This is a genomic window from Mycobacterium sp. pUA109, assembly GCF_041287095.1.
GTDB lineage: Bacteria > Actinomycetota > Actinomycetes > Mycobacteriales > Mycobacteriaceae > Mycobacterium.
Window position 1 is genome coordinate 13,902 of the sequence record NZ_JBGGKS010000022.1, and the last position, 26,371, is coordinate 40,272.

25 protein-coding genes are annotated in these 26,371 nt (G+C 70.7%); 12 read left to right on the forward strand and 13 right to left on the reverse strand.

Annotated elements, in window-relative coordinates; translation table 11 throughout:
* Positions 1-110 precede the first annotated feature (110 nt).
* Genes ACAG26_RS21940 through ACAG26_RS21950 form a run of 3 tightly spaced genes read left to right on the forward strand, consistent with a single transcriptional unit; the run spans position 111 to position 3,155 of the window.
* Positions 111-1,361: a glycosyltransferase family 4 protein gene (locus tag ACAG26_RS21940; protein WP_370485185.1), complete on the forward strand. Its 1,251-nt coding sequence runs from the start codon at positions 111-113 to the stop codon at positions 1,359-1,361.
* Complete coding sequence (locus ACAG26_RS21945) at positions 1,355-2,086, forward strand: class I SAM-dependent methyltransferase (RefSeq protein WP_370485186.1); 732 nt, start codon at positions 1,355-1,357, stop codon at positions 2,084-2,086. The genes ACAG26_RS21940 and ACAG26_RS21945 overlap by 7 nt, the downstream gene beginning before the upstream one ends.
* A gap of 19 nt (positions 2,087-2,105) precedes the next feature.
* A complete protein-coding gene (locus ACAG26_RS21950; RefSeq protein WP_370485187.1) occupies positions 2,106-3,155 on the forward strand; it encodes a prenyltransferase in 1,050 nt (349 codons plus the stop codon).
* Here the strand turns inward: ACAG26_RS21950 and ACAG26_RS21955 are convergent.
* The gene (locus ACAG26_RS21955; RefSeq protein WP_370485188.1) at positions 3,152-3,823 is read right to left on the reverse strand and encodes a class I SAM-dependent methyltransferase; all 672 of its coding nucleotides are present in this window, start codon (positions 3,821-3,823) and stop codon (positions 3,152-3,154) included. The genes ACAG26_RS21950 and ACAG26_RS21955 overlap by 4 nt on opposite strands.
* A gap of 83 nt (positions 3,824-3,906) precedes the next feature.
* Between ACAG26_RS21955 and ACAG26_RS21960 the strand changes: the two genes are divergently transcribed.
* Complete coding sequence (locus ACAG26_RS21960; protein WP_370485189.1) at positions 3,907-4,479, forward strand: TetR/AcrR family transcriptional regulator; 573 nt, start codon at positions 3,907-3,909, stop codon at positions 4,477-4,479.
* Between the two features lie 45 nt (positions 4,480-4,524).
* Entirely contained in the window at positions 4,525-5,322 is a 798-nt protein-coding gene (locus tag ACAG26_RS21965) for a DoxX family membrane protein (RefSeq protein ID WP_370485190.1), read from the forward strand.
* Here ACAG26_RS21965 and ACAG26_RS21970 read toward each other — a convergent pair.
* Complete coding sequence (locus tag ACAG26_RS21970; protein WP_370485191.1) at positions 5,311-5,679, reverse strand: DUF2784 domain-containing protein; 369 nt, start codon at positions 5,677-5,679, stop codon at positions 5,311-5,313. The genes ACAG26_RS21965 and ACAG26_RS21970 overlap by 12 nt on opposite strands.
* An 86-nt stretch (positions 5,680-5,765) precedes the next feature.
* On the opposite strand from ACAG26_RS21970, the gene ACAG26_RS21975 reads away from it, so the two are divergent.
* Positions 5,766-6,260: an RDD family protein gene (locus tag ACAG26_RS21975; protein WP_370485192.1), complete on the forward strand. Its 495-nt coding sequence runs from the start codon at positions 5,766-5,768 to the stop codon at positions 6,258-6,260.
* A gap of 6 nt (positions 6,261-6,266) precedes the next feature.
* On the opposite strand, the gene ACAG26_RS21980 is transcribed toward ACAG26_RS21975, so the two are convergent.
* A complete protein-coding gene (locus ACAG26_RS21980) occupies positions 6,267-6,731 on the reverse strand; it encodes a gluconokinase (protein WP_370485264.1) in 465 nt (154 codons plus the stop codon).
* Between the two features lie 44 nt (positions 6,732-6,775).
* On the opposite strand from ACAG26_RS21980, the gene ACAG26_RS21985 reads away from it, so the two are divergent.
* Positions 6,776-7,459 (forward strand): FadR/GntR family transcriptional regulator, encoded by a 684-nt coding sequence (locus ACAG26_RS21985; protein ID WP_370485193.1) that lies wholly within the window; start codon positions 6,776-6,778, stop codon positions 7,457-7,459.
* On the opposite strand, the gene ACAG26_RS21990 is transcribed toward ACAG26_RS21985, so the two are convergent.
* Positions 7,456-9,450: a phosphotransferase gene (locus ACAG26_RS21990; RefSeq protein ID WP_370485194.1), complete on the reverse strand. Its 1,995-nt coding sequence runs from the start codon at positions 9,448-9,450 to the stop codon at positions 7,456-7,458. The two genes, ACAG26_RS21985 and ACAG26_RS21990, sit on opposite strands and share 4 nt — an antisense overlap.
* Positions 9,451-9,572: 122 nt before the next feature.
* Positions 9,573-11,078, reverse strand: coding sequence for a carboxylesterase/lipase family protein (locus ACAG26_RS21995; protein WP_370485195.1), 1,506 nt, complete (start codon positions 11,076-11,078; stop codon positions 9,573-9,575).
* Between the two features lie 76 nt (positions 11,079-11,154).
* Here ACAG26_RS21995 and ACAG26_RS22000 point away from each other — a divergent pair, with 76 nt between their 5' ends.
* On the forward strand, positions 11,155-11,826 hold the full coding sequence (locus tag ACAG26_RS22000; RefSeq protein WP_370485196.1) for a hypothetical protein: 672 nt from the start codon (positions 11,155-11,157) through the stop codon (positions 11,824-11,826).
* Positions 11,827-11,837: 11 nt separating this feature from the next.
* On the opposite strand, the gene ACAG26_RS22005 is transcribed toward ACAG26_RS22000, so the two are convergent.
* Positions 11,838-12,173, reverse strand: coding sequence for a hypothetical protein (locus ACAG26_RS22005; RefSeq protein WP_370485197.1), 336 nt, complete (start codon positions 12,171-12,173; stop codon positions 11,838-11,840).
* Positions 12,174-12,314: 141 nt separating this feature from the next.
* Between ACAG26_RS22005 and ACAG26_RS22010 the strand changes: the two genes are divergently transcribed.
* Positions 12,315-12,650, forward strand: a complete 336-nt coding sequence (locus tag ACAG26_RS22010; protein WP_071021938.1) for an RNA polymerase-binding protein RbpA — start codon at positions 12,315-12,317, stop codon at positions 12,648-12,650.
* Positions 12,651-12,750: 100 nt separating this feature from the next.
* Here the strand turns inward: ACAG26_RS22010 and ACAG26_RS22015 are convergent, their stop codons facing one another.
* The 4 genes from ACAG26_RS22015 to ACAG26_RS22030 form a co-directional block, all read right to left on the reverse strand.
* Positions 12,751-13,539, reverse strand: coding sequence for a polyprenol monophosphomannose synthase (locus ACAG26_RS22015; protein ID WP_370485198.1), 789 nt, complete (start codon positions 13,537-13,539; stop codon positions 12,751-12,753).
* A 55-nt stretch (positions 13,540-13,594) separates the two neighbouring features.
* Entirely contained in the window at positions 13,595-15,502 is a 1,908-nt protein-coding gene (lnt, locus tag ACAG26_RS22020) for an apolipoprotein N-acyltransferase (RefSeq protein WP_370485199.1), read from the reverse strand.
* Complete coding sequence (locus ACAG26_RS22025; protein WP_370485265.1) at positions 15,495-17,015, reverse strand: amidohydrolase; 1,521 nt, start codon at positions 17,013-17,015, stop codon at positions 15,495-15,497. Before ACAG26_RS22025 ends, lnt begins: the two co-directional genes overlap by 8 nt.
* Before the next feature lie 118 nt (positions 17,016-17,133).
* On the reverse strand, positions 17,134-17,607 hold the full coding sequence (locus ACAG26_RS22030) for an FxsA family protein (RefSeq protein ID WP_370485200.1): 474 nt from the start codon (positions 17,605-17,607) through the stop codon (positions 17,134-17,136).
* Between the two features lie 71 nt (positions 17,608-17,678).
* Here ACAG26_RS22030 and ACAG26_RS22035 point away from each other — a divergent pair, with 71 nt between their 5' ends.
* Positions 17,679-18,386, forward strand: coding sequence for a dienelactone hydrolase family protein (locus tag ACAG26_RS22035; RefSeq protein WP_370485201.1), 708 nt, complete (start codon positions 17,679-17,681; stop codon positions 18,384-18,386).
* Positions 18,387-18,408: 22 nt separating this feature from the next.
* Here the strand turns inward: ACAG26_RS22035 and ACAG26_RS22040 are convergent, their stop codons facing one another.
* Both ACAG26_RS22040 and cobN read right to left on the reverse strand, forming a co-directional pair.
* A complete protein-coding gene (locus tag ACAG26_RS22040) occupies positions 18,409-18,798 on the reverse strand; it encodes a PPOX class F420-dependent oxidoreductase (protein ID WP_370485202.1) in 390 nt (129 codons plus the stop codon).
* 80 nt (positions 18,799-18,878) lie between these two features.
* The gene (cobN, locus tag ACAG26_RS22045; protein ID WP_370485203.1) at positions 18,879-22,466 is read right to left on the reverse strand and encodes a cobaltochelatase subunit CobN; all 3,588 of its coding nucleotides are present in this window, start codon (positions 22,464-22,466) and stop codon (positions 18,879-18,881) included.
* A 127-nt stretch (positions 22,467-22,593) separates the two neighbouring features.
* Between cobN and ACAG26_RS22050 the strand changes: the two genes are divergently transcribed.
* Positions 22,594-22,974, forward strand: a complete 381-nt coding sequence (locus ACAG26_RS22050; protein WP_370485204.1) for a nuclear transport factor 2 family protein — start codon at positions 22,594-22,596, stop codon at positions 22,972-22,974.
* A gap of 131 nt (positions 22,975-23,105) precedes the next feature.
* The gene (locus tag ACAG26_RS22055) at positions 23,106-23,675 is read left to right on the forward strand and encodes an adenylate/guanylate cyclase domain-containing protein (protein WP_370485205.1); all 570 of its coding nucleotides are present in this window, start codon (positions 23,106-23,108) and stop codon (positions 23,673-23,675) included.
* Between the two features lie 8 nt (positions 23,676-23,683).
* Here the strand turns inward: ACAG26_RS22055 and ACAG26_RS22060 are convergent, their stop codons facing one another.
* Positions 23,684-26,284, reverse strand: a complete 2,601-nt coding sequence (locus ACAG26_RS22060) for a LuxR C-terminal-related transcriptional regulator (RefSeq protein WP_370485206.1) — start codon at positions 26,282-26,284, stop codon at positions 23,684-23,686.
* Positions 26,285-26,371 lie beyond the last annotated feature (87 nt).

A 26,371-nucleotide genomic window follows, 5' to 3' on the forward strand; every position in this document is an offset into this window, starting at 1 on the left:
GCTAGCTTGTCAAATTATAGTCCGGACACATGTCCAGTAAGCTCGCCACGGTTATTGCCACTTCTGCTGCCCTGCCGGGGGCGAGCGCTGGCGTAGGGCGGTCGTAGACCATGCGGATCGCTTTGCTGTCCTACCGCAGCAAGCCGCACTGCGGTGGACAGGGCGTCTACGTGCGCTACCTGAGCCGCGGGCTGGCCGAACTCGGGCATCACGTGGAGGTGTTCTCCGGTCAGCCCTACCCCGAGGAGCTGGATCCGCGGGTGGTGCTGCGCGCGGTACCGAGCCTGGACCTCTACCGCGAACCCGACCCGTTTCGGGTGCCGCACCCCAGCGAAATCCGGGACCGGATCGACCTGCTGGAGCTGGCGACGATGTGGACGGCCGGGTTCCCCGAGCCGCGCACGTTCAGCCTGCGGGCGGCGCGGCTGCTGGCCGAGCGCCGCGACGAGTTCGACGTCGTCCACGACAACCAGTGCCTGGGCACCGGGCTGCGGAAGATCGCGGTCGGCGGGCTGCCGGTGGTGGCGACCGTGCATCACCCCATCACCCGGGACCGGGTGCTCGACCTCGCCGCGGCCCGGTGGTGGCGGAAACCGTTGGTGCATCGCTGGTATGGCTTTTCTGAGATGCAAAAGCGGGTGGCTCGCGACATCCCCGACCTGTTGACCGTGTCGACCACCTCGGCCAGCGATATCGCGGCCGACTTCGGGGTGCGCCCCGAACAACTGCGGGTGGTTCCGCTGGGCGTCGACACCGACTTGTTCAAGCCGGCCCCGCAGCCCCGGGTGCGGGGACGTATCTTCGCCATCGCCAGCGCCGACGTGCCGCTCAAAGGCATCGCGCACCTGCTGGCGGCGGTGGCGAAGCTGCGCGTCGACCGCGATGTCGAACTGCAACTGGTCGCCAAGTTGGAACCCAACGGGCCGACCGAGAAGCTCATCGCCGAGCTCGGCATCTCCGATATCGTGCACATCTCCGCGGGCCTGTCCGACGCGGAGCTGGCGAGCCTGTTCGCGTCCGCGGAGATCGCCTGCATCCCCTCGCTGTACGAAGGCTTCTCGCTGCCCGCGGTGGAGGCGATGGCCAGTGGCACCCCGATCGTGGCCAGCCGCGCCGGGGCGTTACCCGAGGTCCTCGGCGTCGACAGCGGCTGCGCCGAACTCGTCACCCCCGGCGACGTCGACGAGCTGCGCCGGGTGCTGGGCCAGCTGCTGGACTCCCCCGGCCGGCTGCGCAGCCTGGGCGCGGCCGGGCGCCGTCGCGCGCTCGATGTGTTCAGCTGGGAATCGGTGGCCGCGCAAACGGTGCAGGTGTACGAGCGTGCGATCGAACGCCGCGGCGCCCGGGCGGCGACGTGCTAACCGTCGACTTCAACCGGCTCGGGGTGGGGCCGGGCAGCACCGTGATCGACGTCGGCTGCGGGGCCGGTCGGCACAGTTTCGCGGCGTATCGACGCGGCGCCGACATCGTTGCCTTCGACCAAAACGCCGACGACATCAGCGATGTCGCCACCATGTTCGAGGCGATGGCCGAGGCCGGTGAGGCCCCGGCGACCGCCACCGCGCAGGCCGTCGTCGGCGACGCGCTGGCCCTGCCCTACCCGGACGGCAGTTTCGACTGCGTCATCGCCTCGGAAATCCTGGAGCACGTCCCCGAGGATGACGCCGCCATCGCCGAGCTGGTCCGGGTGCTCAAAGTCGGTGGCACGTTGGCGGTCACGGTGCCCCGCTGGCTGCCCGAGCGGGTGTGCTGGCTGCTGTCCGAGGAGTATCACAGCAACGAGGGCGGCCACGTGCGGATCTACCAGGCCAGCGCGCTGCAGGCCAAGATCAGGGCACGGGGCCTGCGGTTTACCCACCAACACCACGCGCATGCGCTGCATGCACCCTTCTGGTGGCTGAAATGCTTTGTGGGCGTGTCCAAGCCGAACCACCCCGCGGTGTCGGCCTACCACAAGCTGCTGGTGTGGGACATGATGTCGCGGCCGTGGGCCACCCGCGGGGCCGAGGCGGTGCTCAACCCGCTGATCGGGAAGAGTGTCGCGCTGTACTTCGAGAAACCGGCGGATCGCGTTGCGCTGGTCTGACCCGGCACCGCCGCCCGCCGTGCCCGAAGTGCTCAGCGCCCAGCAGTGCCGGCAGACCGCGCAATCGATTGCGGCGGTGCAGGAGTCCTCGGGCGCGATCCCGTGGTCGGCGACCGGGCACACCGACCCGTGGGATCACGTGGAATGCGCGATGGCGTTGACGGTGGCCGGGCTGTGGGAGCCGGCCCGGGCGGCGTTCGAGTGGAGCCGACGCGAACAGCGGCCCGACGGTTCCTGGCCGTTGCAGACCCGCGCCGGTGTCGTCGAAGACGCCAACAGCGACAGCAACTTCTGCGCCTACATCGCCACCGGGGTGTGGCATCACGTCCTGGTCACCGGCGACCGCGGGTTCGCGACCAGTATGTGGCCGACGGTGTTCGCGGCGATCGAGTTCGTGCTCGAACTGCAGCTGGCCGGCGGCGAAATCTGTTGGGCGCGTGCAGCATCCGGTCCGGTGCCGGAAGCACTGGTGACCGGCTGCGCCAGCATCTACCACAGCATCCGGTGCGCCCTGGCGTTGGCGAACTATCTCGACCAGCCGCAGCCGGAGTGGGAGGTGGCGCTGGGCCGGCTGGGCCACGCGATCGTCGCGCATCCGTCGGCGTTCACCGAGAAGCCGCACCACTCCATGGACTGGTACTACCCGATGCTGGGTGGGGCGCTGCGCGGTCAGGCGGCCAGCGACCGGCTGGCCGCGCGCTGGGACGACTTCGTGGTCGACGGCCTGGGGATCCGCTGCGTCGACGACCGGCCGTGGGTCACCGGCGCCGAAACCTGCGAGTTGGTGCTGGCGCTGGACGCGATGGGCCGCCGCGACGCCGCGCAGCAGCAGTTCGCGGCGATGCAGCATCTGCGCGAACACGACGGATCCTATTGGACCGGGCTGGTTTTCGCCGACGGCAAACGCTGGCCGGTGGAGCGCACCACCTGGACCGGCGCCGCGGTGATCCTGGCCGCCGACGCGTTGGCGAACGCGACCGGGGCCAGCGGCCTGTTCCGCGGCACCGAGTTGCCCCGCGGCCTGGAGGGCGACTACGACTGCGAGTGCGCCGCCGGGACCCGGCGCTAGATCGGTTCCCCGACCACCCCGGACACCCGCTCCAGCACCCGCAGCGAGCCGACGGCGGTGACCTCGTTGAACTGGCCGCTTTCCATTGCCCGGCAGTAGATCTGATAGGGGGCCTGACCGCCGTCGGCGGGATTGGGGAAGACGTCGTGGATGATCAACGCCGCACCCAGGCCGACCCATTTCGCCCAGCCGTCGAAGTCCTGGTGGGCGGCGGCCTCACTGTGCCCGCCGTCGATGAACAGCAGCTGCAGCGGGGTGCGCCACCCGCGGGCCACCACCGCGGATTTGCCGACGACGGCGACCACGTGATCGTCGAGCCCGGCCTCATCGAGGGTGCGCCGGAACGTGGGCAGGGTGTCGAAGCGACCGCTGACCGCGTCGACCAGCGAGGTGTCGTGGTACTCCCACCCGGGCTGATGCTCCTCGGAGCCGTGGTGGTGGTCGACGGTGTACAGCACACCGTCACCGGCCAGGGCGGCCGCGCCCAGCAGCACGGTGGACTTGCCGCAGTAGGTGCCGATCTCCACGCCGACCCCGCCGTCGAAGTACCGCGCGGCCGTATCGTGCAGCGCCTGGCCCTCGTCGGCGGGCAGGAAACCGGTCACCCGATCGGCCAGGGCGAACAGTCGGGCAGTTTGCGCAGCCAGTGCGCTGTCGGTAGTCGGCATGCTGCGAACCTAGCGTCTGCCCACCGTCGGTGGCCAGCGCGCATGCTTGCTCGGGCGAAATCGTTGTAGTAGCGTCCGGACATGTGTCCGAACCGGTAGCTCGGGAGGCGACGCGGCGCCGGTTGACGGCCAAACAGGCCGACACGGTGGAACGCCTCGGCAAGGCCGCCGTCGAGATCCTGAGCCGCGAGGGCTTCTCGGGTCTGACCATCCGGATGGTGGCCGCCGAGGCCGGGGTGGGGGCCGCGACGGCCTACACCTACTTTTCCTCCAAGGAACACCTCGTCGCCGAGGTGTTCTGGCGTCGGCTGGCCGCTACCCCGACCCCGCCCAGCGACTCCCCCGATCCGGTCACCCGCGTCGTTGCGGTGCTGCGGCATATCGCGCTGTTGGTGGTTGACGAGCCGGAGTTGGCTGGGGCGGTGACCAGCGCCCTGCTCGGCAAGGATCCCGACGTCGAACATCTGCGGCTGCGCATCGGGCAGGAGATCCGGGGCCGGCTGGCCACCGCGCTGGGCGCGCGCAACGAGCCCGAGATCATCGAAACCCTGGAGTTGCTGTATGCCGGTGCGCTGGTCCGGGCCGGCATGGGGTACTCCTCCTACCAGCAGATCGCGAACCGATTGGAGGGCGCGGCGCGCCTGCTGCTGATCTGAGCAGCCTGTGGTTTGGCCGCGAGCCGCCGCGGGAACCCCGCGGTTATGTTGCTGCGCAGAATCGCTCGTCCGCTGTTGTCAACGGTGTTCATCGGCCAAGGCCTCGAGGCGTTACGCGCACCGCGCGCCGCCGCCGACGCCGCGCAACCGACGGTGGAGGGGTTGCGGCGATTGCCGTCCCCGGTCGCCGGCAAGATTCCCGACGACGCCCAAGGGGTCGCCATGCTTACCGCGGCCGTGCAGATCGGTGGCGGTCTGCTGCTGGCCAGCGGCCGGATGCCGCGGCTGGCCTCGGCGGCGCTGGCGTTTACGGTGATCCCCGGCAACCTTGGCGCGCACATGTTTTGGGACGAAGACGATCCCGAGCGCAAAGCCGAGAAGCGGCGTGCCTTCCTGGCCGACGTGAGCCTGCTCGGCGGGCTGATGATCGCCGCGGCCGATACCGCGGGTAAGCCGTCGCTGGGCTGGCGCGGCCGACAGGCGGCGCGCCGGGTGTCGGAGGCGGTGACCTCGGCGTTGCCGGCGGGCGGCGCCGACACGTCGCTGGCGGATTCCCAACTCGGGGAACGGCTCGGTCAAGGGCTGCAGGTTGGCGCCGAACGCGGCCGTGAGCTGATCAGCGCGGCCGGCGAAAAGAGCGGGCCGCTGGTCGAAGCGGCGCGTCGCCGCGGCGGCGAACTGGCCGAACTCGCCCGAGAGCGGGGCGGGGAACTCGCCGAACTCGCCCGGGAGCGCGGCGGCGAATTCGCCGAACTCGCCCGCGAGCGCGGTGGGGAACTCGCCGAACTCGCCCGCGAACGCGGCACCGAGTTCGCCCACGCGTTACCGCGGTCAGTGAGCTGACCGTCGCCGCCGCAGGCCCTGCCAGACGTATAACCCCCAGGACACCGCGACCAGGCTAAACACCACCACCTGCACCGCGCCCAGCCAATCGGTGGGGTACAGCACCCCGGTGATGTAGTGGGCCACAAAGCCATCCGGCGGCAGCGGCGACATGCCGGCCTTGGCGCGCGACCAGCGTTCCAGCCAGGTCAGCGGGCAGTCCAGGTGGGCGGTGTTGATCGCGAAGCCCCACACCGCTGTCGGCACGTGCAACCAGAACGTGCGACGCCAGCGCAACGCGAGGAATCCGCCCACCACGAGATAACACATGAAGGCGAAGTGTGCGAAGACGGTGAGGGCCACCACGATCTGATACATCGACGGCCGCCATCGTAGACCGGCGCGCGGCTCGGCGCGCAGGTACATTGGCGCACAGCAACCACTGCCGTCAGGAGCGAACCGAGATGAGTCCGGGTGATGTCAATCCCAACGTGCCCCACTACCCCCAGCCCGGCGGCTACGGGCCCGCGTCCGGCGCGGCGCCCGGCGGCTTGGGCGCGCGGTTCGCGGCGCGGGTAATCGACGGTGTCCTGGTCAACATCGTGGCGTTCCTGCTCTCGGTGTTCACCCTGGACCGGGATTCCTTGTTATTAGCCACCGGCCTGTTCTCCGGCGTGCTGATGTTCGGCTATTTCGTGCTGCTGGAGGTCACCCACGGCGCAACCTTGGGCAAGCGGCTGCTGGGCCTGACGGTTCGCGGTCCCGGCGGGGCAGTCAAGCCCGACACCAAACAGTCGGCCATCCGCAACGCGTTCACCTTGCTGGCGGTGATCCCCTACATCGGGAGCCTGATCGCGTTCGTGGCCTACATCGTTATCGCGGCGACGATTAGCGCCAGCCCGACCAAGCAGGGCAAGCACGACGAGTGGGCCGGCGGCACCCAGGTGGTCAAGGGCTGAGCCGCCTCACCGCCGGGCCAGGTAATCGGCGACGATCGTGTCGATGTCCTGGCCGACGTCGACGGTGACGCCGCGTTCGTCGGGCGCCAGTGGTTCCAGCGTGTCGAACTGGGATCGCAGCAGCGCGGGCGGCATGAAATGGCCGGGCCGGTGGGCCTGTCGGCGGCCGATGACGTCCGGGGCGCCGCTGAGATGCACAAACTCGACGGCCGGACAGTGCCGACGGAGCTGGTTGCGGTAGCGGCGTTTGAGCGCTGAGCAGCTGATCACCCCGCCGTCGGCGTGCGCCGACAACCACTGCCCGACCACCTCGAGCCACGGTCGCCGGTCGGCGTCGGTCAAGGGTGCACCGGCGGCCATCTTGGCGATGTTGGCGTCGCTGTGGAAGTCGTCGGCGTCGGCGAACGGCACGCGCAGCCGCCGGGCCAGCACCCGTCCCACCGACGACTTGCCCGCACCGGACACCCCCATGACCACGATCGGCGACACATCAGCGAGCGTGCCGCAATGATCAGATGATTACAACCCAACGGGGTATATGGGATTATTTATCGGTGGTCCAGGGCGGTTCATCGAGCGAGTTGCACGGCAACGTCCTGACCGCGATCGGCACCGGCATCGTGTCCGGACGATACCCCGCCGGTCAGGTGCTCACCTTGGACGCGCTCAGCGCCGGCAACGGCGTGTCACGCAGCGTGGTCCGGGAGGCGATCCGGGTGCTGGAATCGATGGGTATGGTCGCCGCACGTCGCCGCATCGGGATCACCGTGCAGCCCGCATCGAGCTGGAATGTCTTTGACCCCAGGCTGATTCGCTGGCGGCTCGACGACGGCGACCGGGCCGTGCAGTTGGAGTCGCTGCACGGGTTGCGGCGGGGTGTCGCCCCGGCGGCGGCCGCGCTGGCGGCCCGGCGCGCCGATCCCGACCAGTGCCGGGTCATGGCCGCCGCGGTGTCGGACATGGTGGTGCACGCCCGCTCGGGCGATCTCGACGCCTACCGGCTGGCCCACAACACGTTTCATCGCACCGTTTTAGAGGCCAGCGGCAACGACATGTTCCGGGCGCTGCACGCGGTGTTGGCCGAGGCGCCCTCCAACAACGTCAGCCCGGAGGTCATCGAGTTGCACGAGCAGGTCGGCCACGCCATCCGGGTCGGGGATGCGGCCGCCGCCGAACGGGCCATGCGCCAACTGTTCTAGCGCGGTATGTCGTTCCGGTTCCATTCCATCCAGCCGACGCCGGAGCGGCCGTCGGCGGTGGACACGCGGACCCACGCCCGGGGGAACTGGCTGATCCGCCCGTCGCTGGCCACCAGCCGCACCGGTGCGTGCGCGACGACCTCGGCGGTCACCGTGATGTCCCCGGGCTGCAGGACCAGGCCGGTGCTGACCGGTAACCCATTGTCGGCGAACGTCTCCCGCGCGGTGACGGTCTGCAGCTCGGTGAGCCGCTGCCCCGTCTTCTGCACATAGCCGACCCCGATCGGCCCGACGCCGGGAATGCGGATGTCTACGCCGTGCAGGTGAGTGCCGTCGTCGAGGTGCAAAGCGCTCCACACCCAGTCCATGCTCCACCAGTCGCGCACCCCCCAGGAGTGGTCGCGCTGACCGGCGACGTCGCTGAGCCGGTAGTCGGTGCCGTCGACGGTGACGATGCCCGTCACCGTGCACGGGATCTCGTAGCGCGGCGTGAGCCGGTATTGGTAGGGCGTGCCGTCGGTGCTCCACCGCAGGTCGATCGCCACCTCGACGGGCCGCCCGGTCTCGCCGCGCAGCAGCGCCGCCGGGTCATCGTAGGCCGCGCCGGTCCCGCGCGCCGTGACCCGATAGCTGCGCAGCGGCGCGCTCGGTTCGAGGGTGAGAGCGAAGGTGTCGCAGCCGATTGCGTCGAGGCTCGCCGGCAGCGCGGCGGCGAAGTCGTTGAGGGCGACGGTCGGCATCTGCGGGCCGCATAGCAGGGCGTTGACCCAGGCGGTGTCCTCGTTCGGGTACAGGCCCAGCCGGATCCACCCGGCGAGCTGCTGGCCGGGATCGACGAAGTCGAAGTACCAGCTCTCATTCCACAGCGGTTCGTCGCCGGGCGGATGCGCCGCGTCGTCGGTGTCGGCCGGGTGCAGCGGTTCGACGGCGGCGGCGTCGGGCAACTCGGCCAACGCGTCGGTGTCGAGCACGTGCTGGCTGTGTCGCTCAAGCATGGTCAAGAACATCTGGTCGCCGCGTTCGGTGCGCTCCACCAGCATGGACGACACGATCGCCATCATCACCCCGAAGAAGCTTTGGCGGCGCACGCCGCTGCGGACGTCGTCGATGCTGAGCGGGCAGTCCGGGCCCAGCGCACTGTGATACGCGCGCAGCAAGGCGTCGTAGTGGGTGCGTCGGTCCGCCACCGGCAGCGCGCAGCCCAGGAAATAGGCCAGGTCCGTCAGGGCGGGCCCCCAGGTGACGGTCTGCCAGTCCACCACGGTCAGCGGGCAGTCGGACCCGTTGACGCCGAACAACATGTTGTCGAGCCGGTAGTCGCCGTGGATCAGCCCGTGCGGGCGCTGGACCGCCGCCTCGGCGGCCAGGTAGCCGTCGAAACTGTCGACCAGCCGTTCGCACACCAGGCGCTGCTGCGCGGTGAGCGCCGCGCCGTACCGGTCGGCGAACCCGGCGTACAGCTGGGCGATCAGCGCCTGATTCACCGGCGCGTCGCGGTTGAGCCACGCCGCGTTGGCCAGGGCGGCATCGCCCAGCAGCGGCGCGTGCAGCCGGGCCAGCTCCTCGACCGCCAGCCGGGCCTGATCGACTGTGGCGCCGCCGATCTCGTCGCCGACCACGGCCGGCGCGGCGTCACCGAGCAGCAGATCGAAGATGCCGGTGGCCGGGTCGAAGCCGGCGTGATAGCAGGGGGCGACCGGGCCGGCCAGCCGCGGCGCGATGTCGGTGTAGAACCGGACCTCCCGCTCGTAGAGGCCCAGCGTCAGGCCGGTCTGGCGGCTGGTCGGGTCGCTCGCGGCGACCTTGAGCACCACCGACCGCGGGCCGTCGTCACCCGCGGCGTAGGTCAGTGTGACGCGGTAGCACTCGCTCATCTGCCCGGTGCCGATACGTTCGGTGCTAAACCCGGTGACGGTGCCCGCGGCAAGCACCGCGGTGAGCCAGTCAGCGGTCAGGTCGGTCGGGCGTTCGATGATGCAGGTGTCGGTCACCGGATCAACATAGCGGCGCGAGCACTGCGAGCGTGTTGAGATTGCAGCTGGGGTCGTGCATTTTCGAAAACCACAACCCTCGACGCAATCTCGACGTCAGCGTTACCGGCTGGTCGCGGGGATTAGCGCGCCAACGAAAAGCCCTGCCACGCCAGCCGGCGTTCGGGGTGCGGGTCGTACTCGACCCGGCACTCGCGGTCGAACACCAGCACGGCGCGGTCGGCCGCGGTGTAGGCCGGCCAGTCGTCGCCGGGCACCCCGGTGCGGCTGAAGGACCGCCAGCGACGCTGCACTTGGTTGCTGACCCGCAGCGCGGCGCGGCGGTCGGCGGCGACGGTCAGCAGGGCGCCGAACCGGGTCCGGTAGGTGTCGAACACCGCCAACAGCTCGGTGGCGTGGGTGGCGCCCAGCCCGGACCACCGCAACAGCCGCGGCGCGAAGTCGTAGCGGTACAGGTAGGTGGGTGCGTGGGCGCCGTGGGCTTCGGCGATCTCCCAGGCCGCCGCCCCGAACGCGAAATCGCCGCCGAGCTGCACACAGGCCGCCGGGTCCGGATAGTCCGGGTAGGCGGCGGTGATGCGTTCCCGGGCGTCCGGACCGGCCTCGGCGAACAACGCCTCGATCATCGGTTCGGTGGTCGGCAGCATCCGCAGAAACCGGGTGAACAGCCGACCCTCCTCGGCATTGGTGCCCACGATCAGCGGCACCCGGTGGGCGCTGCCGCGCCGCATCGCCTCCACCGGATCCACCGGCAACACCTCGTCGCCGGCCACCGGGCCGATCGGGAACGCCCCCAGCATGTTCTGCACACCCTGGTCGACCAACCGGTCTTGGGCGGCCACCAGCTCGGCCGGGGTGGCCGCCATCACGGCGTGGGCGGCGTCGGCGCGACGCGCCCCGAGCAGCGCGGCGAACCGGGACGCGAAGTCGGCGGCCATCTCCGGGGTCCGCACCATGCCCGCCGCCGGGCTTTCCGAAATCGCCTGGGAGAACAAGCCTTCAGCGGCGGGCACGGCCAGCAAGGTGGCGACCACGTGCGCGCCGGCGCTTTCGCCGAAGATGGTGACGTTGTCCGGGTCGCCGCCGAAAACCGCGATGTTGTCCCGCACCCAGCGCAACGCCAACACCAAATCACGCAGGTACAGGTTGCTGTCGATGGTGACCTCGGGGGTGGACAGCGACGACAGGTCCAGGCAGCCCAACGCACCGAGCCGGTAGTTGACCGAGACATACACACAGCCGCCGCGGGCCAGCGCGGCCCCGTCGTACAGCGGGGTGGCCGAACTGCCCAGGATGTATCCGCCGCCGTGAATGAACACCATCACCGGCAGCGGATCGGGCCCGGTGACCTGCGGGGCCACCACGTTGAGGGTCAGGCAGTCCTCCCCCATCGGCTGGTACTTGCCGGGGCTGACCATCGTGTAGCGACGCTGCTGCGGCGCGCATTTGGTGAACCCGTGACAGTGCCGCACCCCCGACCACGGCTCGGCGGGCTGCGGCGCCCGGAACCGCAGCGCCCCCACCGGCGGGCGCGCGTACGGGATGGACCGCCACCGGTGCACCCCGCCGCGGGTGAACCCTTCGACGATGCCGGTGGCGATGGTCGCGCGGACGGGGTGTTGGTGCATGACCGAACGGTAGCGAATTTCCCGCCCCGGCCACGCCAAGCCCAACCAATTCGCCGGCGGCGGTTAGCCTGACGGGATGCGAAACGCTGTGCTGGTCGCCGTGTTGCTGCTGGTTGCCGGGTGTTCACGGGCGACGGTCGGCCACCCGGAATCCCCGCACCCCGGCGCGCCGGCACCGTCGTCGCGAACCACCACCGCCACCTCGGCGCCGGTGTCGTCCACGCCCCCGGATGCCGGCGCCCCGGTCGCCGCGGTGATCGCCTGGGTGGAAGCCGGGCGGCGGGTCGACGCCGCCGGCTACCACAGCGCCACCCGCGACGGCGCCACCACCGAACTCGGCGACGACATCGGTTTCACCACGCCCGCGGATGCGACCGGTGAGACGACCTGCATGACCGAGGCCGGCGCGCTGGCCTGCCTGGTCGACTTGACCAATCCGCCGCCCCGCCCGCAGGACGTCTACGGGGCGTGGCAGGGCAATTGGGTGGATTTCGACGGCTCCAGCGTGCAGGTCGGATCCGCCCACGCCGACCCCGGGCCCTTCCTGCGCGGCGACGGTCCCGGGCTGCCCTACGGGGCGGCGCTGGCCTTCGGCGACTACCGGTGCCGGGCCGACCCGGCCGGGCTGATTTGCGTGAATTACGCCCACCGTTCGGCGGCGCGGTTCAGCGCGGCGGGGATCACCCCGTTCGGGTGCCTGCACCCGGTGCCGACCCCGCCGGGCGTCGGGAAGAAATTCAGCTGCTGAGGCCCCGTGGCTTAACGCCAGCCGTCGGCGGCTTGGGCCGCCCGCATCAGCGTGTCGCACAGCTGCCGCAGCTCGCCGGCCGCGGCCCCCTCGTCTAGCGCCGTGGCCACGTCTTCGGCCGCGCAGCGCACCTGGTACACCCGGTCGGACAGCGCGGCGGCTTCCTCGGCGGTGAGCACCACCGCGTCCGGCGGCAGGGTCACCTTGCCGCCGTTGATCTGGGCGCGCTGCTCGTAGGCGCGCTGCCGGCACGATTGCCGACAGTATTGGCGGCGGCGGCCGGTCCCGGTATCGGCCACCTCACGGCCGCACCAGCGGCAGGGTTGTGGTTTACCGCGGCGGGTCACGCTTGGTGACTCTAGTCGGGCGCACCCGGCGGTCCCGGTATCATGGAGGGTCGCGTCGCAGCCCGGGAACTCCGTTCGTCGTTGCTGCGTTGTTAGCCCCGTAGAGAATTTGCTTAACGGAATCTAGGAAAGGTTGGGCCGATGGCTGATCGCGTCCTGAGGGGCAGTCGCCTCGGAGCCGTGAGCTACGAGACCGACCGCAACCATGACCTGGCACCGCGTCAAGTCGCGCGGTACCGCACCGAGAACGGTGAAGAGTTCGACGTCCCGTTCGCCGACGACGCCGAGATCCCCGGCACCTGGATTTGCCGCAACGGGATGGAAGGCACCCTGATCGAGGGTGAGCTGCCCGAGCCCAAGAAGGTCAAGCCGCCCCGTACCCACTGGGACATGCTGCTAGAGCGCCGCTCGGTCGAGGAGCTCGAAGAGCTGCTCAAGGAGCGGTTGGACCTGATCAAGTCGCGTCGCCGCGGGTAGCGGAGCCCCGCCGAGATTGACGCTAGCGCGGAAAACGTCGAGAGGGTCCCGCGCCAACGTCGATCTCGGCGCATAGGCGCACAAGGCGCATAAGGCGGCCTTAGCCGACCGCGCTGCGGGCCCGGTTCAGTCGCCCGCTGATCCCCCACCGGGCGACTTTGATCATCGCCTCCCGGATGTTGGAGCCGCTCATCTTGGACACACCGAGCTCACGCTCGGTGAAGGTGATGGGCACCTCGACGACGACGAAGCCGTTGTTGATGGCCCGCCAGGTCAGGTCGATCTGGAAGCAGTACCCTTTCGACTCCACCGCGGCCAGGTCGATCTTTTCCAGCACCTCGCGCCGGTAGGCGCGATACCCGGCGGTGATGTCGTGGATCCCGACGCCCAGCAGCAGCCGCGAATAGGTGTTGGCGGTCTTGGACAGCGCCAGCCGCCGCCACGGCCAGTTGCGCACCGCCCCGCCGTCGACGTAGCGCGACCCGATCGCCACATCGGCCCCGCCGTCCACGGCGTCCAGCAGTCGGTGCAGCTGCTCGGGGGCGTGGCTGCCGTCGGCGTCCATCTCCACGATCACCGCGTACTCGCGGGCCAGTCCCCAGGCGAACCCGGCCAGGTAGGCCGCACCCAACCCGGCCTTGGCGGTGCGGTGCATCACGTGCACCCGGTCCGGGGCGGCCGCCGCCAGATCGTCGGCGAGCTGCCCGGTGCCGTCCGGGCTGCCGTCGTCGACCACCAGCACGTGCACCTCGGGCCGGGCCTCGCGGACCCGGCCCAGGATCAGCGGCAGGTTCTCCCGCTCGTTGTAGGTGGGGATCACCACCAGCGTGCGCTGGCTGGGACGGTCACCGGCAGCCTGGTCACTGCGCTCTGCATGGCCGCGGGTCATCTGGCTCCTCTTTCTGGCCCGGAGCGGGCTACGGGGTGATGGTGGTGGTGAGCGGTCATCGGCGCCGCTCCTCGGCATCGTCGCCGGTGCGGTCGTTCACGGTCCGGAACAGACGACGAAACGCACGCGTGGACCATCCATTCTGCAGCACCGCGCCCAGAACCACCGCGGCACCCGCTGCGACCAGCACCCATTGCACCAGCGGCCCCCACCGGGTGGCCAGGGTCAGCGACGTCTTGAGCCGCACCTGGTTGTCCAGGTAGGCGGGTTGGAAGAACTCCGTGCTGGCCAGTTCGCGGCCGTCCGGGGCGATCACCGCGCTGACGCCGGTGGTGCCGGCCACCACGACGTAGCGGTCGTGTTCGACCGCGCGCGCCTTGGCGAAGGCCAGCTGCTGCCGGCTCATCGTCTTGGTGAAGGTGGCGTTGTTGGTGGGCACCGCCAGCAACTGGGCACCGTTGAGCACCGATTCGCGCGGCGCCCGGTCGAAGATGACCTCCCAGCAGGTGGTGACCCCGACCGGCACCCCGGCGGCGTGCACCACCCCCGAGCCGTGACCGGGCACGAAGTAGCCGGCGCGGTCGGCGTAGCCGGACAGATGGCGGAAGAAGCCCCGCCACGGCAGGTACTCGCCGAACGGCTGCACGATCCGCTTATCGTGCTGCTCGGCCGGGCCGGCCTGCGGATCCCACACCACGACCGAGTTCAACGCCACCGGGTCATCCGGGGTCCAGCCCGGGCCGGCGCGCACCGTGCCGACCAGGATCGGGGCGCCGATCGCCTGGGCGGCCTCGGCGATCCGCTGCCCGGCGTCCGGGTTGACCAGCGGATCGATATCGGAGGAGTTCTCCGGCCAGATCACGAACTGCGGCTGCGGGGCCCGCCCGGCGTGGACGTCGGCGGCCAGCTGCAATGTCTCCCGGACGTGGTAGTCGAGCACTTCGCGGCGTTGGGCGTTGAAGTCCAACCCGAGCCGGGGCACGTTGCCTTGCACGGCGGCCACGGTGACGGCGGGTTCGTTGCCCGATCCCACCCCGGCGTGCCGCACCGACGGCCACACCAGCACCGTGGCGAACAACACCAGGCAGATGCAGGCGCCCGGCAGCAGCACCGCCGGCGGCTCGGTGTGGCCGGAGTCCAGGAGTCGGTCGCGTTGGAACCAGCCCACCAGTTCGACCGCGAACGCCGTCGCCGCGCAGCCGACCAGCACGATCGCCGTCGACAGCAGCGGCACCCCGCCGACGGCCGCCAACGGCAGGAACGGACCGTTGGTTTGCCCGAAGCCCACCACGCCCCACGGGAACCCGCCGAACGGGAAGGTGGATTTCGCCCACTCCTGCCCCGCCCACAGCACCGCAAACCAGATCGGCCAGCCCGGCAGCGCGCGCACCACGACGGCCAGCAGTCCGAACAGGCCGGGAAACAGCGCGCACACCAGCGCCAGCACCAGCCAGGGCACCGTGCCGACCAGCGTGCTGATCCAGGGCAGCAGCGGCAGGTAGAACGCCACGCCGAACAGGAAGCCGTAGCCGAAGCCGCCGGCCACGGTGGTCGCCGAGTGGATGAGCACCGCCGCCAGCACCGCGAACGCGACCACCGCGGCCCACCACCACTGCAACGGCGGGAAACTCGCGCACAGCAGCAGCCCGGCCACGATGGTGGCGCTCAGTTGCGGCAGCCGCGCCCACACGGCGGCGCCGAAACCCGGCAGCCGGTCGGCGATCGCGGTGCCCAGCCGGCCCAGGCGGCGCCCGGCCGCGGCCCCCAGTTCGCGGGCCAGCCGCAGCGCCTCCGGTATCTCCCGGTCCTCGGGGTAGCGGTGCGGCTCGTCGAACGGATCCTCGAAGGGGTCGTCGTCGCCGAACGGCTCGTCAAACGGGTCGTCGTCGCCGACCACCGGGATGGTTTCGGTGTCGTCGTCGGGCCGCGCGGTCCCGTCGAACCGCTTACCGCCCCTAGCCATACAGAACCGCACCCCGGTGCACGGTTTGCCGGCAACGCGGCAGGGGGTCGGTAGGGTCCAGCCGCGGCAGCGGCGGGACTTGCGAGCGCGGGTCGGTGGACCAGCGTTGGACGGCGTCGCGGGGTGCGCTGACGGTCAGCTCCCCGGTCTCCCAGACGGCGTAGCTGGCGGGCGCCCCGGGGACCAGCGTGCCGGCGACGCCGTCGTGGACCCCGCCGGCGCGCCAGCCGCCGCGGGTCGCGGCAGCAAACGCCGCCCGCGGTGACACCGCGCTGCCGGGGGTCCGGTGGCTGGCCGCCGCCCGCACCGTCGCCCAGGGATCCAGCCCCGTCACCGGGGCGTCGGAGCCAAACGCGAGGGGCACGCCATGGGATGCTAGCAGGGAAAACGGGTTGAGCTTGCTGGAGCGCTGGACTCCGAGACGGCGGGCGTACATGCCGGTGTCGCCGCCCCACAGCGCATCAAAATTGGGTTGCATGCTGGCGAGGACGCCCCAGGCGCCCAACTGGGCGGCCTGCTGATCGGTCACCATCTCCGCGTGCTCCAGCCGGTGCCCGCACCGGGCGACCGCGGCCACCCCGAAATGCTCGACGACCCGCGCCAACGCGGTGACCGCCGCCGCCACCGCGGCGTCCCCGATCACGTGAAAGCCGGCCGTGATGCCCGCTTCGGTGCAGGCCCACAGGTGCGCGGTGATGGTGTCGGTGTCGAGGTAGCAGGTGCCGGTGTGCTGCGGGGCGTCGGTGTAGGGCTCGTGCAGCCAGGCGGTGTGCGATCCCAGGGCGCCGTCCACGAACAGATCCCCGGCCAGCCCGTGGGCCCCGGTGTGCTCCAGCAGTTCGCGGGCCTGCGCGGCGCTGGTCACCGCCTCACCCCAGTACCCGATCACCTCCACCCCGTGCTGCAGGCCGCGCAGTTCGCGCCAGTCGTCGAGACCGCCGATGTCGGGGCCGGCGCATTCGTGGACGGCGACAATGCCGTGCGCGGCCGCGGCGTCCAAGGCCGCGGTGCGGGCTTCGGCGCGCTGCGCGGCGGTCAGCAGATCCCGCGCGGCGGCCCGCACCCGGTGATGGGCGTCCCCGGTCAGCGGCCGCTGCGGGTCGGCGGCCAGGTCCGGGATCCGGCGCCGCAGCCCGGTGGAGGCCAGCGCGGAGTGCGCGTCGACGCGGGCGAGGTAGCCGGGCCGCTCGCCGAGCACCGCGTCCAACTCCGCGGTGGCCGGGGCGGTGCTGTCCGGCCAGGTCGTCTCATCCCAGCCGTGCCCCCACACCGGTTGGCCCGGATGCGCGGCCGCGTAGTCGGCGATCAGCTGCAGGCAGTGCTGCCGGGAGGACGCCGCCCGCAGGTCCAGACCCGACAGGGTCAACCCGGTCGCGGTGAGGTGGATGTGGCTGTCCACGAAGGCCGGGGCCACGAAGCCGCCGTCCAGATCGACGACGTCGGCGTCGGGGAACCGTTCGCGGCCGACGGCGTCGCTGCCCAACCACGCCACGACGCCGTCGCGCACCGCCATCGCGGTGGCGTCCGGGTGGGTCGGGCTGTGGATCCGGCCGCCCAGCAGCAGCCTGGTCGGACTCGGTGTCGTCACGGCGTAAAACTACGGGGTTGCGGTGACACGTTGTGGTGCGGGCTCAATCGGCGTGTCGGTGCAGCGCGGGTGCGGGCACATCGGTGACGTCGATGACCTCACCGTCGATGTAGTCGCCGTGGCCGGGTCGTTCCCCGGGGTTGCGCGGGGCGCCGGCCGTCATGACCGTGACCAGCGGGGCGTGTCGGCCGATGCCGCGCACGGCCAGCGCGGTGACCACCGGGCGGGCGATCACCCGCGTCGCCGGCAGCAGCAGCAGCAGCCCCGCCACGGTGCTGACCAGGCCGGGAACGATGACCAGCACGGTGCCCAGCGCGACCAGCGCACTGTCGGTGAACGCGCCGCCCGAGCGCAGCCGGCGCAGCTGGCGTCGGGCCTGCGCACCCGCCAGCACCAGTCCGCCGACGAACGTGGCCGCCAGCACCAGCAATGTCCACCCGAACCCGATCGTGGAGGTCAGCGCAACCAGCGCCGCCAGTTCGACGACGGCGTAGCCGAGAAACAGTCGCGTGCCCATGTGCAGCCAACGTATCGCGGCGCGCCTTTGGTTCCTTGGGTCGCCGCCGCGTGGGTAATAGATTGGGCGGAATGACGACGATCGAGTTCGACACCCCCAACGGGCCCATCGACGCCTTACTGGATGTTCCGGACGGACACGGCCCGTGGCCGGGCGTGGTGGTGGTCCACGATGCGGTGGGCTACGGCCCCGACAACGCGGCGATCTCGGGACACATCGCCGCCGCTGGATACATCGCGCTCACGCCGAACCTGTACGCCCGCGGTGGCCGGGCCCGCTGCATCACCCGGGTCATGCGGGAGTTGCTGACCAAGCGTGGTCGCGCCCTCGATGACATCCTGGCCGCCCGCGACCACCTGCTGGGCATGCCGCAGTGTTCCGGGTCGGTCGGTATCGCGGGGTTCTGCATGGGCGGCGGTTTCGCGCTGATCATGTCGCCCCAGGGGTTCGCCGCGTCGGCGCCGTTCTACGGCACCCCGCTGCCGCGGCAGCTGAGCGAAACCCTGGACGGGGCGTGCCCGATCGTGGCCAGCTTCGGCGCCCGCGATCCGCTGGGGGTGGGCGCCCCGACCCGGCTGCGCCGGGTCGTCGAACACAAGGGCATTCCGGCCGATATCAAGGTCTACCCGCACGCCGGGCACAGCTTCGCCAACAAACTGCCCGCCCAACCGCTGCTGCGCGTCGCCGGGTTCGGCTACAACGAGGCCGCCACCGCCGACGCCTGGGCCCGGGTGTTTGCGTTCTTCGGCGAACACTTGGGCGGTTCGCCACAGCCCTGACGGCTGCGGCTCGCCGCCGCGGTTAGCGGAGGTTGGCGGCGCGCAGTTCCAGGCCGAGGTTGTTGGTCATGCCGCCGCGCAGTTTGCTGAAGAAGTTGAACACCCGGCCGATCAAGCCGTAGCGCTTGCCGATCGCGTCGTAGACGGTGCCGTTGTGCGATGGGTCCAAGATGGTGGCGGTCGCCTCGATCGCCTCGCTCTTGGGCCGGCCCCGCAGATCGCAGGCCGCCAGCGTCACCCGCGGGGTGTTGCGGATCCGCTTGACCTTCCAGGACTTCCCCTCGGTGATCACCAGCAGCCGGTCACCGTCGGCGGCGGCCCAGATCGGGGTGGGTTTGGGCCGGCCGTCCTTGGTGAAGGTGGTCAACAGGATGTAGTCGGACTTCGCGAGGTCGGCGAACGTGGGAGCCACGGTTCGACTCTAGCGGCGAGCAGACGCAAAAGCCCCCTTACGGGACCGTTTTCGGGGGCTTTTGCGTCTGCTCGCCGAAACTAGCCCTCGAGGTCGCCTTCGGTCTCCAGCAGCGCCTGACGCAGCCCGTCGAGGGTGGCTTGCTGCGGCTCGGCCCACATGCCGCGGCCGGCCGCCTCCAGCAGCCGCTCGGCCATCCCGTGCAGCGCCCAGGGGTTGGACTCGGCCATGAACTTGCGGTTGTCGGGGTCCAACACGTAGCGCTCGCTGAGCTGCTCGTACATCCAGTCGGCCATCACATGGGCGGTGGCGTCGTAGCCGAACAGGTAGTCGACGGTGGCCGCCATCTCGAAGGCGCCCTTGTAGCCGTGTTTGCGCATCGCGGTGATCCAGCGCGGGTTGACCACCCGGGCCCGGAACACCCGGGTGGTCTCCTCGGACAGGGTGCGGGTGCGGACCGCGTCGGGGCGGGTGTTGTCACCGATATAGGCCGCCGGTGCCTGCCCGGTCAACGCCCGCACGGTGGCCACCATGCCGCCGTGGTACTGGAAATAGTCGTCGGAGTCGGCGATGTCGTGTTCGCGGGTGTCGGTGTTTTTGGCCGCCACGGCGATGCGTCGGTAGGCCCGGTTCATGTCGTCGCTGGCGGGTCGGCCGTCCAGGTCGCGGCCGTAGGCGAAACCACCCCACGCGGTGTACACCTGCGCCAGGTCGGCGTCGTCGCGCCAGTTGCGGCTGTCGATCAGCTGCAGCAGCCCCGCCCCGTAGGTGCCCGGCTTGGAGCCGAAAATCCTTGTGGTGGCGCGCCGCTGGTCGCCGTGGGCAGCCAGGTCGGCCCGCGCGTGGGCCCGCACATAGTTGTCGTCGTCGGGCTCGTCGAGGTCGGCCACCAGCCGCACCGCGTCGTCGAGCATGGTCACCACGTGCGGGAAGGCGTCCCGGAAGAACCCGGAGATGCGCACCGTCACGTCGATGCGGGGCCGGCCCAGCTCGGCCAACCCGATCGCCTCCAGGTCCACCACCCGACGCGACGCGTCGTCCCACACCGGCCGAACACCCAGCAGCGCAAGCACTTCGGCGATGTCGTCGCCGGCGGTGCGCATCGCCGAGGTGCCCCACACCGATAAACCCACCGAGGCCGGCCAGCGCCCGTAGTCGTCGCGGTAGCGGGCCAGCAGCGAATCCGCCATGGCCACCCCGGTTTCCCACGCCAGCCGGGACGGCACCGCCTTGGGGTCCACCGAGTAGAAGTTGCGCCCGGTGGGCAGCACGTTGACTAGCCCGCGCAGCGGTGAGCCCGACGGTCCGGCCGGGATGAACCGACCGTCCAAGGCGCGCAGCACCTGCTCGATCTCGCTGGCGGTGCCGGCCAGCCGCGGCACCACCTCGGTGGCCGCGAACCGCAGCACCGCGGCGACATCGGGGTTGTCGGTGAGTCGCGCGACGGCGTCGGGATCCCAGCCGGCATCCTGCAGCGCGGCGACCAGCCCGCGGGCCGCCGCCTCGGTCTCATCGACACAGGCCCGCTCGTCGGTGCCGTCCTCGGCCAGCCCGAGCGCCTGACGCAGGCCGGGCACCGAGTGTTCGCCGCCGAACAGTTGACGCGCCCGCAGGATCGCCAACACCAGATCCAGTTGCTGTTCCCCGGCGGGGGCTTGACCCAAAATGTGTAGCCCGTCGCGGATCTGCACATCCTTGATCTCGCACAGCCACCCGTCGACGTGCAGCAGCATGTCGTCGAACTGCTCGTCTTCGGGACGCTCGGCCAGCCCCAGGTCGTGATCCATCTTGGCGGCGCGGATCAGCGTCCAGATCTGCTGGCGGATCGCGGGCAGCTTGCCGGGGTCCAGCGCGGCGATGGTGGCGTGCTCATCGAGCAGCTGCTCCAAACGGGCGATGTCGCCGTAGCTTTCGGCGCGTGCCATCGGCGGGATGAGGTGATCGATCAGCACCGCGTGCGCGCGGCGTTTGGCCTGGGTGCCCTCCCCCGGGTCGTTGACCAGAAACGGGTAGATCAGCGGCAGATCACCCAGCGCGGCGTCTGGCCCGCAGCCCGCCGACATCCCCAGGGTCTTGCCGGGCAGCCACTCCAGGTTGCCGTGCTTGCCCAGATGCACCACGGCGTCGGCGTCAAAGCTGTTCGGAAAATCCGAACCGAGCCAGCGGTAGGCGGCCAGGTAGTGGTGGCTGGGCGGTAGGTCCGGGTCGTGGTAGATCGCCACCGGGTTCTCGCCGAAGCCGCGCGGCGGCTGCACCAGCAGCACCACGTTGCCGGCCCGCAGTGCGGCGATGACGATTTCACCGTCCGGGTCGTTGGTCCGATCGACGAACAACTCTCCGGGCGGTGGCCCCCAGTGCTGCTGCACGGCGGCGGCGAACTCGGCGGGCAGGGTGGCGAACCAGGCGCGATAGTCCTTGGCGGACACCCGGGTCGGGTTGCCGGCCAGCTGCGCTTCGGTCAGCCAGTCCGGATCCTGTCCGCCCGCCTCGATCAACGCGTGGATCAACGCGTCACCGTCCCGGGCGTCGAGGCCGGGCAGCTCCCCCACTCGGTATCCGTGGTCGCGCAGCGCGGCCAGCAGCGCCACCGCGCTGGCCGGGGTGTCCAGGCCGACGGCGTTGCCGATGCGGGCGTGCTTGGTCGGATACGCCGAAAACACCACCGCCACCCGTTTGTCGGCGGCGGGGATGCCGCGCAGCCGCCCATAGCGCACCGCCAGACCCGCGACGCGGGCGCAGCGCTCCGGGTCGGCGACATACGAGATCAGTCCTTCGTCGTCGATTTCCTTGAACGAGAACGGAACCGTGATGATGCGCCCGTCGAACTCGGGGACCGCGACCTGGCTGGCGACGTCGAGCGGGCTCAGGCCGTCGTCGTTGGCGCACCACTGGTCCCGGTCGGTGGTCAAACACAGGCCTTGCAGGATCGGGATGTCCAGCGCCGCCAGGTGTTCGACGTTCCAGCCGTCATCGTCGCCGCCGGCCGCGGCCGTCGCCGGCTTGCTGCCGCCGGCGGCCAGTACGGTGACGATCATCGCGTCGGCGCGCCGCAGCGTGTCCAGCAGTTCGGGTTCGGCGGTGCGCAGCGACGCGCAGTACAGCGGCAGCGCGCGACCCCCGGCCGCCTCGATCGCGGTGCACAGCGCCTCGATGTAGCCGGTGTTGCCGGCCAGTTGCTGGGCCCGGTAGTACAACACCGCGATGGTCGGCCCGTCGGCAGCACCGGCGCCGTGCCGCTCCAGCAGGCCCCAGGTCGGGGTGGCCACCGGCGGCGAAAACCCGATCCCGGTCATCAGCACGGTGTCGGACAAGAAGGCGTGCAGTTGGCGCAGGTTGGCGACGCCGCCCTGGGCGAGATAGATGTGCGCTTGCACGGCGATACCGGCCGGAACGTTGGAGCGGTCCATCAGCTCGGCGTCCGGGGTTTGCTCACCGCTGACCATCACGGCCGGGACCCCGCTGGCCAGCACCGCGTCGATGCCGTCTTGCCAGGCCCGGTAGCCGCCCAGGATGCGGACCACCACGACGGCGGCGCCGTCGAGCAGGTCGGGCAGGTCCTCGACGAGCAGCCGCGCCGGATTGGCCCACCGGTAGCGCGCGCCGCTGGCGCGGGCGGTGATCAGGTCGGTGTCGGAGGTCGACAACAGCAGCACGGTGGGATCGGGCACCCACCATTCGTACCGTATCGCCGAAAACTGAGGTACGCGGCTACTCTATTCGGCTGCGGCAAGGCGGCGCCATAGTCGAGTGGCCATCAGCTTATAGGTGCTGACCCGACCGAACCGAGGATCCGAAATGTCCAACGTCGATACTGCCCGGTCCGCTTACCAGGCGTTTAGCCGCGGGGATCTGGCGGCTTTGAAAGAGTTCTACGCCCCAGACGCCGTCTGGTACTCCTCCGACGAGATTGAGCCGGGCGGGGAGGTGCGCGGACGTGACGAGATCATCGACATGATGGCGCGGCTGCCCGAGTACTGGAGCACCGTCACGATCGAGCCGCGCGAGTACATCGACGGCGGCGACTATGTCGTCGCGCTCGGTACCCAGCGCTTCGCCAACGACAAGGGCAGCGCGGAGTCCCCGTTCGTCAACGTGTTGAGGTTCGACCGCCAGGGCAAGGTTGTCCGCGGTGAATTCCACGCCGACAGCGCGAAAATGGCGAAACTGCAAGCCTAACCGGTCCCATGCTGAGGAATGCCGTCCTGCTGCGTCGCGGAATGCGTCGGCGCACGCCCCGCGACAGCCTCAGCTCAGCCGGTTGCGACGCACCGATCGCATTGCCAAGCAACACCATCGAGCAGAAGCAAATGACGGTGCTGTTCGTCGGTGTGGTGCAATCGGCGGACATCGCGGCGGCGCTCGGCGCACCACGCTTCGGCGAAGTCATGGCCGCGCTATTCGACTGCTGGGCGATGGTGGTCCGCCGCTACGGTGGCATCGTCGACACGTGCACCGAGGCGGGCGTCGTGGCGGTGTTCGGCGCCCCGGTCGCGTTGGCGGACCATGCCGTACGGGCCTGCTGCGCCGCCCTGGACATTCACACCGAAACGCAGTGCCTGAGCGCACAGCTGGAGGATGCCGACGGCGTGCTGCTGCAGTTGCGGGTGGGCCTGCACTCGGGTCGGGTGATCGTCGGCGGAAGCGGTTGCACCCCACTGAGTTACACCACACTCGGGGCCGAAGCCGGGCTGGCCCAGCGGGTGGAGTCAGTGGCACCGCCGGGCGGCGTGATGCTGACCGAGACCACCGCTGGGCTGGTCCACACCCGCGCCGTGCTCGGCGAACGCGAGACGGTCAACGGGGCGCCCGCGCGACGGCTCATCTCGATGGCGAACCAGCGCCGATGGATCGACCCGGACCGGGAAATGAGCGCCTGACCGCCCGCTTAGGCGTCGGCTTGGGCCCGCTTGACCAGGCGCACCAGCTGGTCGCGGCGCTCGATGCCGAGCTTGGCGAAAATGCGGTAGAGGTGGCCGTCCACCGTGCGCACCGAAACGGTCAGCCGGTCGGCGATCTGGCGGTTGGATAACCCGGCCGCGACCAGCATCGCGATCTCGCGTTCCCGGTCGGTGATCGGGAGCGGCTGCGCCGCGGCGACGACGGCCGGGGTGCGGACTTCGCCCGACCCGGCCAGCCAGTGCGCCCGACTCGACGACTCCAATTCCTTGCTGCGGTGGCCGGCACGCGCGTGTTCGCGCGCCGCCTGCGCGGCGGCGTCGGCGGCCAGGGCGCCCGCCCCCATCTCCGCGAACCGGTCGGCGGCGGCGTCGAGGGTGTCGCCGTCGTGGTCGGCCAGGCCACGGGCGTAGGTGGCGATCGTCGTCGCCATCGGCGTGGTCAGGGTCTGCGCCAGCTCCCCCAGCCGGGCCGCGTGCACGCGGTCACCGAACCTGGCGGCGGTGTGCAGGGCGCGCATCTCGACCGCCGACATCCCCGATTGCTGCGCGATCTGCGCGGCGCGCGCCGCGTGCATCCGGGCGGCCGTGGTCTCGCCGACCGCCGCCCGCTCCCAGGCGCGGGCCAGCTCAAGTTCGGGCAAAAACGCGGCCACCTGCGGCCCGGAGGCGTGTTCGGAACGGCGCAGCGCCGCGCCGGCGGCCTCCCCATCGCCCCGCGCGCCTTCAGCCTGCGCCCACCAGGCGGACACCAGCATGGTCCAGGGCGACGGAAAGCCTTGCGACAGCGCCGATATCGAGTCGCAAAAGGCCGCGCACGCGGATGCCAGGGCGCCGCGGGACAGGTGCAAAAGCCCGCGCATGGTGTTCACCATGGCATCCGCCTGCGGGACACTGGCCGCCATCGCCGCGTAGCGTTGGCACACCCGCTCGGCCGCGGGGTGATCACCCGCGGCGGTGAACGCCAGCATCTCGGCCACCCCGATGGCGAAGCGTTGCGGTCCCGAATCGCTGAGCGCGGCCGCCCGCAGCCCGGTCTGCGCGGTGCGCTGCACCTCGTCAAACCGCCCGGCGAGGGCGCATGCGCAGCTCGTTGCGACCGCCGCCCACACCGTGGCCAGCGGCAGGGCATCCGAGGCACACAACGTCGGCCCGGCATCGAGCGCCGCGGCAACGTCCCCGGAAAAGAACGCAAACGACAACTCCAGGGCGGTGACCAGACCACGCACCGGCTCGGCGACCACGCACGCCTGGGTGGCGGCTAACGCCTCCCGCGCCGGGTCCACCCGGCCGCACACCCAAAACAGGTTCGCCGCCCGCTGACAGCCCCATCGCACGCTCAGCAGCTCGTCGCCCGGATCGGGAGCGACGTCGCCGAGCACCGCCTCGGCCTCCTCACCGCGGCCCTGCCAACTCAGGGCATCGGCCAGCACCAGCGCGGCGGACACCCCGCCGCCGCGGTCATACGCGAATCGGGCGAGCTCTTCGCCGTAACCGACGCTCGACATGGTCACCGCGGCGGCCGCCGCACCGATGAGGACATCGAGGTCCGGGGTCAGGTCGCTGTGCATCATCAACTGGGCCAGCCGGATCTGGCCGCGCACATCGGGTAACCGGGAGCGGCGCCGGTGGGTCTGAAGAGCTTGTGCCAGCAGGCCGTTGAGCTGGCGGGTCCGTACCACGCCGGCCAGCCGGAGGGCGGCTTCGCCCAGGACGGGGTGATTCAGCCGCGCCACCGTGTCGGATCCGTCGGCGACCAACTGGATAAAGCCGCGCCGCGCCAGGCGTGCCAGCGCCCGGTCATCGCAGAGTCCGCGCAGGATCTCCCAATCCAGCAGTTCTCCGACGGCCAGCATCTCGACCGCCTGCAATTCCTCCGGGGCAAGCGAGCGCAGCCGAAACTCGAGCAGGTCATAGAGTTCGCGGTCGGCGTGCAACGGTCCGCGAAGTTGCCAGCCGCCCTCGGTGTGGACCAAGATGCCGCTCTCCCGGCCCGCGCTCAACAGTCCCCGCAACAGCAGCAGATTGCCCGCGGTGCGCTCGTAGAGTTCGGTGACCAGCCGGGGCTCGACGGCATCGCCGAGCACGGCGCGGGCGAGTTCGCCGGTCTGATCCCGGGTGAACGCCGCGATGTGCAGGTTGAGCAACAGCCGGTCTTTCAGCAGCGCCGTCACCGGGTCGGGCACCGCCTCGGCCGACCGGATCGCCACGATCAACCGGGTGCTACCGCGCGCGGCCAGCCGGTGCACCAGCATTGCCGACAGCGGGTCGAGCAACTGGGCGTCGTCCACGACCAGAACCAGGTCGGGTTCTTGAGCCAGGCTGTCGTGCGCGGCCGCCAGCATCGTGGCAGGTTCATGGGCCGCCTCGACGGTCACCGAGCGCGAGAAAGCCCCCAACGGCACCGCGCACCCCGTTTCGGTGCCCAGCACAAACCGCACCGTGCGCCCGCCCGACTCGAGGGTGTGGGCGAGGGCGCGAGCCAGTGTCGATTTGCCGACCCCGCTGTCGCCGATCAACGCCACACCGCGGCGGCCGTCGCCGTCGTTCAGGGCGGTCAACGCCTGATGGAACACGGCGTCGCGCGCCACGATGGGCCAACCGGGCCTCGAGGCGGCATCTGCGTGCACCTGACCCCCATAGCCTGCTGGACGGCGCGTGTCGGGGGCAGTTTACGC

What these genes read in the sequence shown, in the direction of transcription:
- ACAG26_RS21940 (WP_370485185.1), top strand. Translation starts at nt 111, where the DNA reads ATGCGGATCGCTTTGCTGTCCTACCGCAGCAAGCCGCACTGCGGTGGA.
- ACAG26_RS21955 (WP_370485188.1), bottom strand. Translation starts at nt 3,823, where the DNA reads ATGCCGACTACCGACAGCGCACTGGCTGCGCAAACTGCCCGACTGTTC.
- ACAG26_RS21965 (WP_370485190.1), top strand. Translation starts at nt 4,525, where the DNA reads ATGTTGCTGCGCAGAATCGCTCGTCCGCTGTTGTCAACGGTGTTCATC.
- ACAG26_RS21970 (WP_370485191.1), bottom strand. Translation starts at nt 5,679, where the DNA reads ATGTATCAGATCGTGGTGGCCCTCACCGTCTTCGCACACTTCGCCTTC.
- ACAG26_RS21975 (WP_370485192.1), top strand. Translation starts at nt 5,766, where the DNA reads ATGAGTCCGGGTGATGTCAATCCCAACGTGCCCCACTACCCCCAGCCC.
- ACAG26_RS21980 (WP_370485264.1), bottom strand. Translation starts at nt 6,731, where the DNA reads ATGGGGGTGTCCGGTGCGGGCAAGTCGTCGGTGGGACGGGTGCTGGCC.
- ACAG26_RS21985 (WP_370485193.1), top strand. Translation starts at nt 6,776, where the DNA reads ATGATTACAACCCAACGGGGTATATGGGATTATTTATCGGTGGTCCAG.
- ACAG26_RS21995 (WP_370485195.1), bottom strand. Translation starts at nt 11,078, where the DNA reads ATGCACCAACACCCCGTCCGCGCGACCATCGCCACCGGCATCGTCGAA.
- ACAG26_RS22000 (WP_370485196.1), top strand. Translation starts at nt 11,155, where the DNA reads ATGCGAAACGCTGTGCTGGTCGCCGTGTTGCTGCTGGTTGCCGGGTGT.
- ACAG26_RS22010 (WP_071021938.1), top strand. Translation starts at nt 12,315, where the DNA reads ATGGCTGATCGCGTCCTGAGGGGCAGTCGCCTCGGAGCCGTGAGCTAC.
- ACAG26_RS22015 (WP_370485198.1), bottom strand. Translation starts at nt 13,539, where the DNA reads ATGACCCGCGGCCATGCAGAGCGCAGTGACCAGGCTGCCGGTGACCGT.
- lnt (WP_370485199.1), bottom strand. Translation starts at nt 15,502, where the DNA reads ATGGCTAGGGGCGGTAAGCGGTTCGACGGGACCGCGCGGCCCGACGAC.
- ACAG26_RS22025 (WP_370485265.1), bottom strand. Translation starts at nt 17,015, where the DNA reads ATGGCGGTGCGCGACGGCGTCGTGGCGTGGTTGGGCAGCGACGCCGTC.
- ACAG26_RS22030 (WP_370485200.1), bottom strand. Translation starts at nt 17,607, where the DNA reads ATGGGCACGCGACTGTTTCTCGGCTACGCCGTCGTCGAACTGGCGGCG.
- ACAG26_RS22035 (WP_370485201.1), top strand. Translation starts at nt 17,679, where the DNA reads ATGACGACGATCGAGTTCGACACCCCCAACGGGCCCATCGACGCCTTA.
- ACAG26_RS22050 (WP_370485204.1), top strand. Translation starts at nt 22,594, where the DNA reads ATGTCCAACGTCGATACTGCCCGGTCCGCTTACCAGGCGTTTAGCCGC.
- ACAG26_RS22055 (WP_370485205.1), top strand. Translation starts at nt 23,106, where the DNA reads ATGACGGTGCTGTTCGTCGGTGTGGTGCAATCGGCGGACATCGCGGCG.